This is a genomic window from Streptomyces sp. CBMA29, from assembly GCF_014596445.1.
Classification (GTDB): domain Bacteria; phylum Actinomycetota; class Actinomycetes; order Streptomycetales; family Streptomycetaceae; genus Actinacidiphila.
On sequence record NZ_MECL01000149.1, the window covers coordinates 1 to 14,202 of the forward strand.

General features: G+C 75.0%; 2 protein-coding genes. Both read right to left on the bottom strand.

The genetic code is table 11. The features are described 5' to 3' along the window. Positions 1–1,555: condensation domain-containing protein (locus tag BGM09_RS20025; RefSeq protein WP_317452789.1), on the bottom strand; the 1,555-nt coding region annotated here is incomplete at its 3' end. After that, a partial coding sequence (locus tag BGM09_RS20030; protein ID WP_188283026.1) for a non-ribosomal peptide synthetase occupies positions 1,552–14,202 on the bottom strand: 12,651 nt, incomplete at its 5' end. The genes BGM09_RS20030 and BGM09_RS20025, both read right to left, overlap by 4 nt.

Consider the following 14,202-nt stretch of genomic DNA (forward strand, 5'->3'; position numbering starts at 1 on the left):
GGCTGCCGGACGCGCTGGTGAGCCCGGTCAGGGCGCGGGCCGTCTCCCCCGCGACGGCGGCCAGTTCGCGGTACGACAACGGCTCGCCCGCGCCGGTCACGGCGGGCCGGTCGGGATGGCCGGCGGCGTGGCGCAGCACGGTGTCCCAGACGCTGGTGTCCGCGGTGCCGACGGGGAGCGGGGCGCCGCGCCCGAGGGCGAGCAGCCGGTCCCGCTCGCCGTCCAGGAGGACGTCGACGGTGTCGGCGCGGCGGTCGAGGCCGTCGGCCATCGCGGTCAGCACGCGCCGCATGCGGGCGACGGTGCGGGCCACGTCGTCGTGGTCGAGCACGGCGGCCCGGTAGCCGAAGGTGATCCTCAGCCGGTCGCCCGGCGCGATGGTGAGGGTGAGCGGGTAGTGGGCGGCGTCCGTGCCGGTGAAGCCGGTGAGGTCGAGGCCGGGCAGGCCGCGCCGGGCGGTGCTCAGCGCGGCGGCGTCCACCGGGTAGTTCTCGAAGACCGCGAGGGTGTCGAAGAGTTCGTCCAGGCCGGTGACGCCGCGGATGTCGGTCAGGCCCAGGTACTGGCTGTCCAGGAGGCGGCCCTGCTCGGCCTGGAGCCTGGTCAGGAGCGCGGCCAGGGTCTCGCCCGGCTCCAGGCGCAGCCGTACCGGCACGGTGTTGATGAACAGGCCGATCATCGACTCGACGCCGGGTATCTCGGGCGGGCGGCCGGAGACGGTGGTGCCGAAGACGATGTCGTCGCGCCCGGTGAGGTGCGTCAGCAGCAGTCCCCAGGCACCCTGGACCAGGGTATTGACGGTGAGCCGGTGGGCGCGGGCGGTCTCGCGCAGTCGGGTCGTGGTGGCCGCGTCCAGGTCGAGGACGAGCGTTCCTGGCAGGTCGTCGGCGGCGGCCGTCCGGGTCCGGCCGGGCCCGGCGAGCAGGGTCGGGGCCTCCAAGCCCTCCAGGGCGGTGCGCCAGGTGTCCAGGGCGGCGGCGCGGTCCTGCCGGGCCAGCCAGGCGAGGTAGGTCCGGTAGGGGGTGGGGCGCGGCAGGGCGGTGTCGTCGCCGCGGCTCGCGTACAGCTCGAACAGCTCCCGTACCAGCAGCGGTGTCGACCAGCCGTCGAGCAGGATGTGATGGCTCGTCATGACCAGCCGCGACTGACGGGGGGCGGTGCGTACCAGGGTGAACCTCATCAGCGGCGGTGAGGTGAGGTCGAAGCGCCGGGTCCGGTCGGCGGCGAGGAAAGCGCCGAGCCGTTCCCGCGCCGCCGCCGAGCCGTCCCGCCCGGTCAGGTCGAGTTCTTCGAGCGGTACGGGGACGTGGGCGGCGACCGCCTGTACGGGCTCGTCCAGGTCCTCGTGCAGGAAGCCGACCCGCAGGTTGGCGTGCCGCCGCAGCAGGGCGCCGATGGCGGCGCGCAGCGCGGGAACGTCCACGGTGCCTTCGAGGTCGAAGACGAACTGCGCGGTGTAGACGTCCACGGCGGCGGAGTCGTACAGCGCGTGGAAGAGCATCCCCGACTGAAGCGGTGTCAGCGGAAGTACGTCCTCCAACTGGAACCCGGTCACTTGTGTCCACCCCACTTGTTCTGAAGCCGGTCGATCTGGGCCTGGTCGAGCGAGACCAGCGGTAGGTCGGAGGGCGTGTAGCCGCCCGCGTCGGGTTGTCCGGTGTGCTCGGCGATGGCGCGCAGGGCGCGGCCGAAGGCGTCGGACAGGGCGTCGATCTCCTCTTCTCCGATCAGGTCCGCGGGCCACGTCCACCGGGTCACCAGGCACGGGCCGTCGGGCAGGTCCTCGGTGTGCGCGTTGATGTCGAGGACGTGGTGGACGGGCATGTCCGGGTCCTGGGCGCGCGGGCCGCCGCCGTCGAGCAGTACCTCCCAGTCGGCGCCCGCGTCCCGCCGCGCGGCCCCTGCGGTGTCCTGATGCGAGGTGGTGTACCGGCCGAGGTAGTTGAAGCCGATCTGCGGTTCCGGCAGGGCGGCCAGCCGGGTGCGGGTGGCCGGGTTGAGGTGGCGCAGCATCCCGAATCCGAGGCCGTGGTCGGGCACGGCCCGCAACTGTTCCTTGACGCGTTTGAGCGCGCGGTCCACGAGAGCGGAGCCGAAGCGCGCGGGGTCGCGGGGATCGACGGGTCCCGGATCGATGCTGACCGGGTAGAGGCTGGTGAACCAGCCGACGGTACGGGACAGGTCGACGTGGTCGGCGATCTGCTCGCGTCCGTGGCCCTCGACGTCGAGCAGGACGCCGGTGCCGCCGGCCAACGGGCCGCCGTCGGACGCCCGTTGGGCGTGCCAGGAGTTCAGGGCGAGGGCGAGGCCGGTGAGCAGGACGTCGCCGACTCCCGCGTGGAAGGCGGCGGGCACATCGGTGAGCAGCGGCCCGGTCCAGGCGGCGGCCAGCCGGGTGGTCACCGTGCGGGTCCGGTCGGCGGTGTCCAGGCCGGGGTCGAGCGGCCGGTTTCCCAGGCGCGGCGCGGGGGTGCTCAACGCCCTTTCCCACAGCGGGAGTTCCGCTTCGCGCGCCGGTTCCAGCGCCTGGGCGGCGAGCAGCCGCGCCCAGCCGCGGTAGGTCGTGCCCACGGCGGGCAGGCCGTCCGCGGGCGGGGCCGAGGTGACGGCGTGCCAGGCGGTGGCGAGGTCTTCGGCGAGGATGCGCCAGGAGACGGCATCGACGGCGAGGTGGTGCACGACGAGCAGCAGCCGTCCGCGCGCGTGCGGTCCCGCGTCGCACCAGACCGCCTCGAACACGTCGCCGTTCGCGGGCCGCAGCCGCCGCCGGGCCCGCTCCCCGGCCTCGGCGAGGACGGCGCGGACGGCGTCGGCGCCGAGTCCCGCGACGTCGACGCGGGTGAGGTGCTGACGGCTGCTCACGGCGCCGGGCGGCAGCACGTCGAGTACGGGGCCGTCCTCGCCGGTCCTGACGGCCCGCAGCCGGAGCGTGTCGTGGTGGTCGATGAGGCGCTGGAGCGTGGCGGCCACGCTGTCCTCGTCCGCTCCCGCGGGGGTGCGCAGCACCCCCGACTGGTTGTACCCGCCGACGTTGCCCGGCCGTCGCAGCAGCCACGCGGCGATGGGGGTGGGCGGCAGCTCGCCGGAGCCGGATACGGCCGGGGCCGGTACGTCCCGGCCGGGTGTTCCGGCGACGGCCGCGATCGCCGCGGGCGTGCGGTGCGCGAACACGTCGCGCGGTGTGACGCTCAGCCCGGCCTCCCGCGCCCGGCTGACGAGCTGGATCGACAGGATGCTGTCGCCGCCGAGACCGAAGAAGTCGTCGTCGGTACGGACGGTGCCGGTGTGCAGCAGCGCGGCGAAGATCTCGCAGAGCACGCGCTCGGACGCGGTGCGCGGCTGTCCTCCGGGCCGGGCGGCGGCGGGCCGGGCCGGTGCGGGGAGCGCCTTGCGGTCGGTCTTTCCGTTGGGCAGCAGCGGGAGCGCGTCGAGCGGGACGAAGACGGCGGGCGTCATGTAGGCGGGCAGTTCCGAGGCCAGGCGGTCGCGCAGTTCGCGGTCGGTCGGGGCGCCGGGCCGGTCGGGGACGGTGTAGGCGACCAGGCGCCGCTCCCCCGGTATGTCCTCACGCACCAGTACGCACGCGGCGGCGATCCCGTCCAGGCCGGTGAGGGCGGCCTCGATCTCGCCGGGTTCGATGCGCAGGCCGTGGAGCTTGACCTGTTCGTCGGCGCGGGAGACGAAGGTGAGCTCGCCGTCGGCGCCGTATCTGACCAGGTCGCCCGTGCGGTACATCCGGGCGCCGCCGGGCCCGTGCGGGTCCGCGACGAACCGCGCCGCGGTCAGCGCCGGGCGGCCGAGGTAGCCGCGGGCGAGACCGTCGCCCGCGAGGTACAGCTCCCCGGTGACTCCGGGCGGCACGGGCTGGAGGCCGCTGTCGAGGACGTAGGCGCGGGTGTTGTCGACGGCGCGGCCCAGCGGGACGCTCTCCCCGTACCCGTCGGTGTCCTGCCGCCCGCCCCACAGGTGGGCGGTGGCGTCGATGGTGGCCTCGGTCGGGCCGTAGAGATTGTGCACCCGCGCCCGCCAGTCGCGGCTGACGCGCTCCGCCAGTGTCCGGGTCAGCGGCTCGCCGCCGCACAGCACCGCGCGCAGGCTCTCGGGCGCGTCGCCGGGGTCGGTCTCGGCCAGCAGGAGCGAGAGGTGGGAGGGCACGAACTGCGCGATGGTCACCTGCGCCTCGCGCATCAGGGCGAGCAGTCCCGCCGGGTCGTGGTTGGCCGCGGGCGGGACGGGGCAGGTGGCACCGCCGTGGAGCAGCGGCAGCCAGGTCTCCCAGACGGAGGCGTCGAAGCTCGGTGAGGTGCGGGCGAGGACCCGGTCGTCGTCGGTGAGTCCGAGGTGGCCGGCCATCCACGCCATGTGGTTGGTGACGGAGCCGTGGGTGACGACCACGCCCTTGGGGCGCCCGGTGGAGCCCGAGGTGTAGATGACGTAGGCCGCGTCGCGCGGTTCGGCCGCACCGGTGTTGGCGACCCCCGGGTCCACGTCCGGATTCACGTCCGCATTCACGTCCGGGTCTAAGTCTGCGTCCACGTCAACGTCCACGTCCACGTCCAGGACGGGTACGGGCAGGTCCGGCGGCGCGGTGGCCCCGCGGGTGAGCAGCAGTACGGGACGGGCGTCGTCGATCATGAAGGCGATACGGGCCCTCGGGTACTCGGGGTCGACCGCCAGATACGCCGCCCCGGCCTTGGCCACCGCCAGCATGGCGACCGTCTGGTCCGCGGTCCCGGGCATCGCGAGGGCGACCAGGTCGCCGCGGCCGACCCCGCGACCGCGCAGGCGGTCCGCCAACTCCTCGGAGAGCACGTCGAGTTCGGTGAAGGTCAGGGTGCGCGCGCCCGCGCACACCGCGACGGCCGCCGGGGTCCGGGCGCGCTGCGCCTCGAACGCCGAGGGGATCGTGCCCGCCGGGGGCCGCAGCGGGCCGTGCCCGGCCGCCAGCAGCGCCGCCCGCCAGTCGGCGGCCAGGACGGCGGCGGTGTGCACCGGCCGCTCCGGCTCGGCGGCGAGCGAGCCGAGGAGCCGGGTGAGCCGGCCGGCCAGGTCGTGCGCGGTGGAGTGGGCGAACAGTTCGGTGGAGAACTCCAGGACCGCGTCGAGACCGGCGGGCGCGTTCACGTCGTCCCGCTTCTCGGCGAAGGTGAACGTCAGGTCGAACTTGCTGATGCCGGTGCCGACCTGCTGCCCGGTCACGGTGAGGCCGGGCAGGTCCACGGTGGCGTCGGCCTGGTTCTGGAGCGCGACCATGGTCTGGAAGAGCGGGTGCCGGTTCTGGGCGCGGACCGGGTCGAGGCTGTCCACCAGGCGTTCGAACGGAATGTCCTGGTGGGCGTAGGCGGCCAGGTCGAACTCCCGTACCCGGTCGAGCACGTCGCCGAAGGTGGGGTTCCCCGACAGGTCGGTGCGCAGTACGAGGGTGTTGACGAAGAAGCCCACCAGGTCGTCGAGCGCCTCGTCGGTGCGCCCGGCCACGGGGGTGCCGAGCGGGATGTCCTCGCCCGCGCCGTGCCGGGAGAGCAGCACCGCCACACCGGCCTGGAGCACCATGAACAGGCTGCACCCGCGGGCGCGGGCGAGGTCCGCCAGCGCCTGGTGGGTACCGGCGTCCACGGCGAAGGAGAACGCGTCGCCGCGATGCGAGGTGACGTCGGGGCGCGGCCGGTCGTACGGCAGGTCGAGCAGGTCGGGGACGCCGTCGAGCGCGCCGCGCCAGAAGTCCAGTTGGCGCGCGGCCTGGCTGGACGGGTCGTCCTCGGCGCCGAGCAGCTCCCGCTGCCACAGCGTGTAGTCGGCGTACTGGACGGCGAGTTCGGTCCAGCCGGGCTCCTCGCCCGCGGCGCGGGCCCGGTAGGCCAGGCCCAGGTCACGGGCGAGCGGGGCCAGCGACCAGCCGTCGCCCGCGATGTGGTGGACCAGCAGGACCAGGACGTGGGCGTCGTCGGCCAGCCGCAGCAGCCTCGCCCGCAGCGGGAGGCCGGTGCTCACGTCGAAGGTGTGCGACACCTCCGCGCTCAGCGCCTCGTCCAGCCGCCCGGGGTCGGTGTCGCGCGGCGCGAGGTCGATGTCCGCGCCGTCGGCGGCGCGCACCACCTGGCGCGCCACACCCCGTGTGTCGGGGAAGACCGTGCGCAGGCTCTCGTGCCGCTCGACGACGTCGGCCACGGCGCTCGCGAGGGCGTCCGCGTCGAGCGGACCGTCCAGCCGCAGCACCATCGGCACGTTGTACGTGGCGCTCGGCCCCTCGAACCGGTTGAGGAACCACAGCCGCTGCTGCGCGAAGGACAGCGGCAGCGGGTCGGGACGGGAAGGGGCCCGCAGCAGCGGCGTCCTGGCCCGCTGCGCGTCGTCGAGCGCGTCGGCGAGCCGGGCCGGGGTGGGATGTTCGAACAGGGCTCTGACCTGGATCTCCACACCGAGCGCGGTACGGACTCGGGCCGCGAGGCGGGTGGCGAGCAGCGAGTGGCCGCCCAGCGCGAAGAAGTCGTCGTCGGCCGCCGCGGCCGGCAGCCCGAGGACGTCGGCGAACAGGCCGCGGACGATCTCCTCGCGGGCGGTGCGGGCGGCCCGCGTGCGGACCGGTGCGCGGCGGGCGGGTTCGGGGAGCGCGTGCCGGTCGACCTTGCCGTTGGGAGTCAGCGGCAGCGTGCCGACGAGGACGAACGCCGACGGCACCATGTAGGCGGGCAGCGAGTGCCCGAGGGCGCTCGCGAGCGCACCGGCGTCCGGGCGGCCGTCGGCCGCGGGCACCACGTAGGCCACGAGCCGGCGGTCACCGGGGGCGTCCTCCCTGACCATGGCGAAGGCGTCGGCGACCCCCTCGCAGCCCGCCAGCGCCCCTTCTATCTCGCCGAGTTCGATGCGGTAGCCGCGGAGTTTGACCTGGCCGTCGGCGCGGCCGACGTACTCCACCTGGCCGCCCGCGGTCCAGCGCACGAGGTCGCCGGTCCGGTACATCCGGCCGCCCGCCGTACCGAACGGGTCGGCCACGAAGCGCGTGGCGGTCAGGTCGGGGCGGCCGATGTACCCGCGCGCCACGCCGCGTCCCGCCAGGTACAGCTCGCCCGTGACACCGGGCGGCACCGGTCGCAGGTGGCGGTCGAGGACGTGACCGCCCATGCCGTCCAGCGGGCGGCCGACCGGCGGCGGCCCGGTCGGCAGATCCTCGGTGACGTGGTGGCGGGTGGCGAAGGTGGTGGTCTCGGTGGGCCCGTACACGTGCAGGAGACGCGCTCCGGGCGCGACCCGGGCGACGCGCTGCATCAGGTCGGGCGAGGCCAGTTCGCCACCGGCGCAGACGAGCCGCAGTCCCGCGAAGGCGCCGGGATCGGTCTCCGCTATCACGTTGAACAGGGCGGTGGTCAGGAAGACGGCGGTCACGCCGTGCTCGTGGACGGCGTGGTCGAGGACGTGCGCCTCCAGGGCGCCGTCGGGTGCGACGACGACCCGGCCGCCGCTGAGCAGCGGCGCCCAGATCTCGAACGTGGAGGCGTCGAAGACATACGCCGAGTGCATCAGCACCGCTTCCACCGCGCCCTCGTGCCACGCCGAGTCGGCCGCCAACGCCAGCACGTCCCCGTGCGTCACCCCGACACCCTTCGGCAGACCGGTCGAGCCCGAGGTGAACATCACATACGCCAGGGCCGCGGGGCCGGGCACGGGTGTCGGGACGGCGGGGCGGCGCGCCCCGGACAGCACCCGGCCGAGCCGGTCCACGACCACGACCGGCGTCCCGGCGGCGCCGACCCGGGGCGATCGTGCGGCCTCCTCATCCACGACGAGCAGGCGGATGTCCGCGATGTCGGCGACCTGGCTGTGGCGCTCGTCGGGCCAGCGCCGGTCGAGGGGGACGTAGGCGGCGCCGGCGCGGACGATGCCGAGGGACACCGACACCACCGCCGCGGACCGGCCGAGCAGCACACCGACCCGCGTCTCAGGACCGGCGCCGAGGCCGGCGAGCACCCCGGCGAGGTCGGCCGAGATCCGGTCGAGTCCCGCGTAGTCGAGGGTGGTGTCGTCGGCGACGACGGCCACGGCGTCCGGCGTGCGCCGCGCCTGGGCGGCGAAGGCGGCGGCCAGAGTGCCGTCCCGCGGGCCGGCCGGCAGGGCGCGGCCGGTGCCCCAGCGCGTGATGCGGGTGTGTTCGTCCGGCGTCATCAGGTCGTACGCGGCCAGGCGCAGGTCCGGATCGGCCACGACCCGCTCCAGCAGCCGGACCAGGCGCGCGGCGAGGGTTTCGACAGTGGCACGGTCGAAGAGGGCGGTGGCGTACTCGATTCCGGCGCTCAGGGAGCCGTTGGAATCGGGGGCGCCGGCGGAATCAGCGGAATCGGGGCCGCCGGCGGGCTCCTCGGTGAAGGCGAAGGTGAGGTCGAACTTGCTCAGGCCGTTGTGGACGAGGCGGTCCTCGACGGTGACGCCGGGCAGGTCGGGACGGGGACTGTCCTGGTTCTGAAGGACGAGCATGGTCTGGAACAGCGGGTGGTGGTCGCGCGCTCTGGCGGGGTTGAGCTCCTCCACCAGCCGCTCGAACGGTATGTCCTGGTGCGCGTAGGCCGTCAGGTCGAACTCCCTGACGCGGGTGAGGAGTTCGGTGAAGGACGGGTCGCCGGACAGGTCGGTGCGCAGCACGAGGGTGTTGACGAAGAACCCGACCAGGTCTTCGAGCGCCTCGTCCGTCCGGCCCGCCACCGGGGTGCCGAGCGGGATGTCCTCTCCGGCGCCGTGCCGGCTCAGCAGCGTGGCGACGGCCGCCTGGAGCACCATGAACAGGCTGCTCCCCGACTCCCTGGCGAGCTTCAGCAGGCCGTCGTGCACGGCGGGCGGCACGTCGAAGGTGTGGACCGCGCCCCGCGGGTCGACGACGGCCGGGCGCGGCCGGTCCGAGGGCAGGTCGATCAGGACGGGCAGCCCGTCGAGGGCGGCGCGCCAGTGATCGAGCTGTTCCCGCAGCAGGCCGTCGCCGTGGGCGGCGGGGTCCTCCACGGCGCTGTCGCTCGCGCCGTCACTCGCGCCGTCGGCGAGAAGGGCGTGCTGCCACAGGGTGTAGTCGGCGTACTGGAGCCGCGGGCCGGGCGCCGCCTCGTCCCCTTCGCCCGCCAGGCGCGCCCGGTAGGCGTCGCCGAGGTGGCGGGCGAGCGGGGCCAGCGACCAGCCGTCGCCCGCGATGTGGTGCAGCACCAGGACCAGCACGTGGTGTTCGGGTGCGGAGCGCAGCAGCAGCGCGCGCAGCGGCAGGTCGGCGCCGACGTCGAACGGCTCCTGTACGGCGTCCAGGACGGCCGCCTCCAGCCGGGAGGGGGCGGTGCTCGTGACGGGCAGCGCGGGCGCGGCCGTGTCGGCCGGCAGGATCAACTGGTGCGGTACGCCGTCCCGTTCGGGGAACACCGTGCGCAGCGCCTCGTGCCGGGCGACGGTGTCGTGCAGCGCGCCGCGCAGGGCGTCCGCGTCCAGGGCGCCCCGCAGTTGCAGGACGAGCGGGATGTTGTACGTGGAGCTGGGGCCCTCCAGCCGGTTGAGGAACCACAGGCGGCGCTGAGCGAACGACAGCGGCAGCGGGTCGGGCCGCGGCGTGACGGGCAGCACCGCGGGTCGGCGGCGGCCCGGCGTGTCCAGGACGCGGGCCAGTTCCTCGACGGTCGGGTGCTCGAACAGCGTGCGCAGGGTGACGTCGGCGTGCAGCAGGGTGCGGATACGGCTGACGACGCGCATCGCGAGCAGTGAGTGCCCGCCGAGGTCGAAGAAGCTTTCCCCGGGCCGCACTTGGGGGACGTGGAGGACGTCGGCGAAGATCCCGGCGAGCAGTTCCTCCTGGAAGGTGCGCCGTCCCGGCCCGGCCGGGCCGCCGGTGCCCGCGGCGGGCTCGGGCAGGGCGCGGCGGTCCACCTTGCCGTTGGGCAGCAGCGGAAGGGCGTCGAGCACGACGACCGCCGAGGGGACCATGTGGTGCGGGAGCGTCCCGGCGAGCGCGTCGCGCAGGCCGGCGGCCTGCGGTGCCGGGTCGCCGGTGACGGCGTACGCGACCAGGACGGCCCTGCCGGGGACGTCCTCGCGGACGACGGCGCAGGCGGCCGTGACGCCGGGCAGGGCCGCGAGTTCGGCCTCGACCTCGCCCAACTCGATCCGGAATCCGCGGAGTTTGACCTGGTCGTCGGCGCGGCCCCGGTATTCGAGCAGACCGTCCCGGCTCCACCGCACGAGGTCGCCCGTCCGGTACATCCGGGTACCGGCGGCGGAGGCCGGGTCGTCGGGGGCGCCGGGGACGGTGGGGGTGGCGGCGGCGAGGTCTGCTGCGAACGGGTCGGCGACGAACCGGGCGGCGGTCAGCCCCGGCCGGTCGAGGTACCCGCGCGCGAGGTTGGGGCCCGCCAGGTACAACTCCCCTGTGACGCCCGGCGGGACGGGCCGCAGCCGCTCGTCGAGGACGTATCCGCGCATGGTGTCGACGGGGCGGCCGATCGGGACGGTCTCGGACGCGGCGGACCCGGCGGACTGAGCGTCAGGGCCGGCGGGCGCGGACGTCGCGTCCGGCACGCGGTGGGCGGTGGCGTCGATGGTCGCCTCGGTCGGCCCGTAGAGATTGTGCGTCGGCACCCGCCATTGGGCGGCGACCTCGGCCGCGACGGCGCGCGGCAGCGGTTCGCCGCCGCACAGCACGGCGCGCAGGGCGGGCAGCGGGGCGTGGCTCCCCGCGTCGGCGAGGACGAGGGCGAGGTGGGAGGGCACGAATTGGGCGAGGGTCACGCCGAACCCGCTCATCCAGGAGACGAGTTCACGGGGTTCCTCGTTGGCCTCGCGCGGCAGCACGCAGACCTCGGCGCCGTTCACCAGCGGGAGCCACACCTCCCAGACGGACGCGTCGAAGCTGGTGGAGGTGCGGGCGAGCACCCGGTCGTCGGCGGTGACGCCCAAGTACCGCGTCATCCAGGCCATGTGGTTGGCCAGCGCGCCGTGCGGCACGACCACGCCCTTGGGACGGCCGGTGGAACCGGAGGTGTAGATGACGTACGCGGGGTCCGCCGGATGGGACGGACCCGGGTCCCGCACCATGGGACCGGCCGTCATGTCGGCCGGATCGTCGACCGCGAGCCGGGGCGGGCCGCCGACGGGCAGGCCCTCGCGTATCCGCCCGGTGGTGAGCAGCAGGACGGGCCCGGCGTCGTCGAGCATCTGCCGGATGCGCGCCGCCGGGTAGCGCGGATCGACGGGCAGGTAGGCCCCGCCGGCCCGCAGGACCGCCAGCATGGCCACCACGGTGTCCACGGACGGCGGTACGGCCAGGGCCACGACGCTCTCGCGGCCGACCCCTCGCTCGCGCAGCACCCGGGCGAGGGTGTCGGCGCGGGCGTCGAGAGCGGCGTAGGTCAGGCTGGTGCCCGCGTCGCGTACGGCGACGGCGCCGGGTGTGCGCTGGGCCCACTCCCGGACCGCCTCGGGCACGGTCCGGGTCGGCAGCGGTCGCCGCTCGCCCTGTCCGCGGCCGAGGAGCCGGGCCCGCGCGCCGGGTGCCATCGGCTCCAACGCGCTTACGGTGAGGCCGGGTTCGGCCACCGCCTGGGTGAGGACACGGACGAAGCCGTCGCACAGGTCGCGGGCGGTGTCCGGGTCGAAGAGGTCGGCGGCGTACTCCAGATACCCGCTGATGCCGCCGGCGTCGGCCGGGTCGGCGTCGGGGTCTCCGTCGGGGTCGGGGGCGGCCTCCGTCAGCGAGAGGGTCAGGTCGAATTTGCTGATCCCGGTGTGCTCGGACCGGTCGTGGACGGTGACACCCGGCAGGTCGAGCCGCGCCCGCCGCTGGCTCTGGAGGACCAGCATGGTCTGGAAGAGCGGGTGGTGGTCGCCCGAGCGCTCGGGGTTCAGCTCCTCCACCAGCCGCTCGAAGGGCAGGTCGGCGTGGCCGAAGGCCGCCAGGTCGAACCGCCCCACCCGGTCCAGCAGTTCACGGAAGGTCGGATCGCCGGACAGGTCGGTTCGCAGCACGAGGGTGTTGACGAAGAAGCCGACCAGGTCGTCCAGTGCTTCGTCGGTACGTCCGGCCACCGCCGTGCCCAGCGGGATGTCGGTGCCCGCGCCGTACGCGTGCAGCGTCACCGCGAGGGCGGCCTGGAGGACCATGAACGGGGTACGGCCGCACGCGCGGGCGAGCCGGACCAGCGCGGTGTGCGTGGCGGCGGGCAGTTCGACCGGGTGCGCGCCGCCGCGGTGGGTGGGCACCGCGCGCCGGGGCCGGTCGAGCGGCAGGTCGAGAAGGCCGGGCGCGCCCTGCAACGCCTCCCGCCAGAAGGCGAGTTGGCGTGCGCCCAGGCCGTCCGGGGCGTCGTCGCCGAGCAGTTCGCGCTGCCAGAGCGCGTAGTCGGCGTACTGCACGCGCAACGCGGGCCAGTCGGGGGTGTCCGCGCCCGTGGTCCTGGCCCGGTAGGCGGCTTCGAGGTCACGGACGAGCGGGGCCAGCGACCAGCCGTCGGCGACGACGTGGTGCAGGACGAGGACCAGGACGTGCCGGGCGGGGTTGAGCACGAGCAGGTGGGCACGGAGCGGGGCGTCACCGGCGAGGTCGAAGGGGAGCGAGGTCAGGTGCCGTACCGTTTCCTCAGCCCAGGCGGCGGCCCGCTCCTGGCCCTGCCGGTGCCCGTGGACAGCGTGGGCTGCCGCGCCTCCCGCGCGATCGCCGCCTGCCCCGGCTTCGTCGGACGGCGCGTGCGCGACCGTGAGCGGGACGAGCGCCGCCGCGTCGGCGCCGCGGCGGATCACCTGCCGGGCGACGCCGTCCTCCTCGGCGAAGACGGTGCGCAGGCTCTCGTGCCGGTCGACCACGTCGGCCAGCGCGTCGCGCAGGGTCCGCGCGTCCAGGTCGCCGTCGAGCGCGAGGACGAGCGGGACGTTGTACGTGCTGCCGGGGCGGCCCTCGGCGCGGTTGAGGAACCACAGCCGCTGCTGCGCGAAGGACAGCGGCAGCGGGTCGGGGCGCTGTCGCGCGGCGAGGACCGGTCCGCGGGCGCCCGCGGTGTCGAGGGCCCCGGCGAGGGAGGCGACCGTCGGGTGGTCGAAGAGGGTGCGCAGGTCGAGTTCGGCTCCCAGCGCCGACCGTAACCGGCCGGTGAGCCGGGTGGCCAGCAGCGAATGGCCGCCCAGCGCGAAGAAGTTGTCGTCGATGCCGACGGCGGCCACGCCCAGGACGTCGGCGAACAGCCCGGCGAGCACCTCCTCACGCGGGGTGCGCGGGGCGCGGCCGGTCGGGACCGCGGCCGGCGGCACGGGCAGGGCGCGCCGGTCGACCTTGCCGTTGGGGTTCAGCGGCAGCGCGTCCAGCGGGACGAACACCGAGGGCACCATGTACGACGGCAGGGCGCGCGTGACGTGGCGGACCAGGGCCTCGTCGTCCGGGCGGCCGTCGGCCGACGGCACGAGGTAGGCGGCCAGCCGCCGGTCGCCCGGCGTGTCCTCGCGCACCACGACGCACGCGGCGCGCACACCCGGCGCGGTGAGCAGGACGGACTCGATCTCGGCGGGCTCGATGCGGTAGCCGCGGAGTTTGACCTGGCCGTCGGCGCGGCCGACGTACTCCACCTGGCCGCCCGCGGTCCAGCGCACGAGGTCTCCGGTGCGGTACATCCGGCCGCCCGCCGTACCGAACGGGTCCGCCACGAAACGTGTCGCGGTCAGGTCGGGGCGGCCGATGTACCCGCGCGCCACGCCGGAGCCGCCGACGTACAGCTCCCCCACGACGCCGGGCGGCACCAGGCGGAGGGCGTCGTCCAGCACGTACAGGCGCGTGCCGTCCAGGGGTCGGCCGATGGGCGGCGGTCCCGGCAGCGGGTCGGCGGTGACGTGGTGGCGGGTGGCGAAGGTGGTGGTCTCGGTGGGCCCGTACACGTGCAGCACCCTCACGCCGGGCGCGCCGGCGGCCACCCGTCGCAGCAGGTCGGGGGCGGCGGCCTCGCCACCGGAGCAGACCAGGCGCAGTCCGGCGAACGCCGCCGGCTCCTCCTCGGCCACCAGGTTGAACAGGGCGGTGGTCAGGAACAGCGCGGTCACCGCGTGGCGCTCCACCATGTCGCGCAGGACCGGTGCGTGCAGGGCGCCGTCGGGTGCGACGACGACCCGGCCGCCGCTGAGCAGCGGCGCCCAGATCTCGAACGTGGAGGCGTCGAAGACATACGCCGAGTGCATCAGCACCGCTTCCACCGCGCCCTCGTGCCA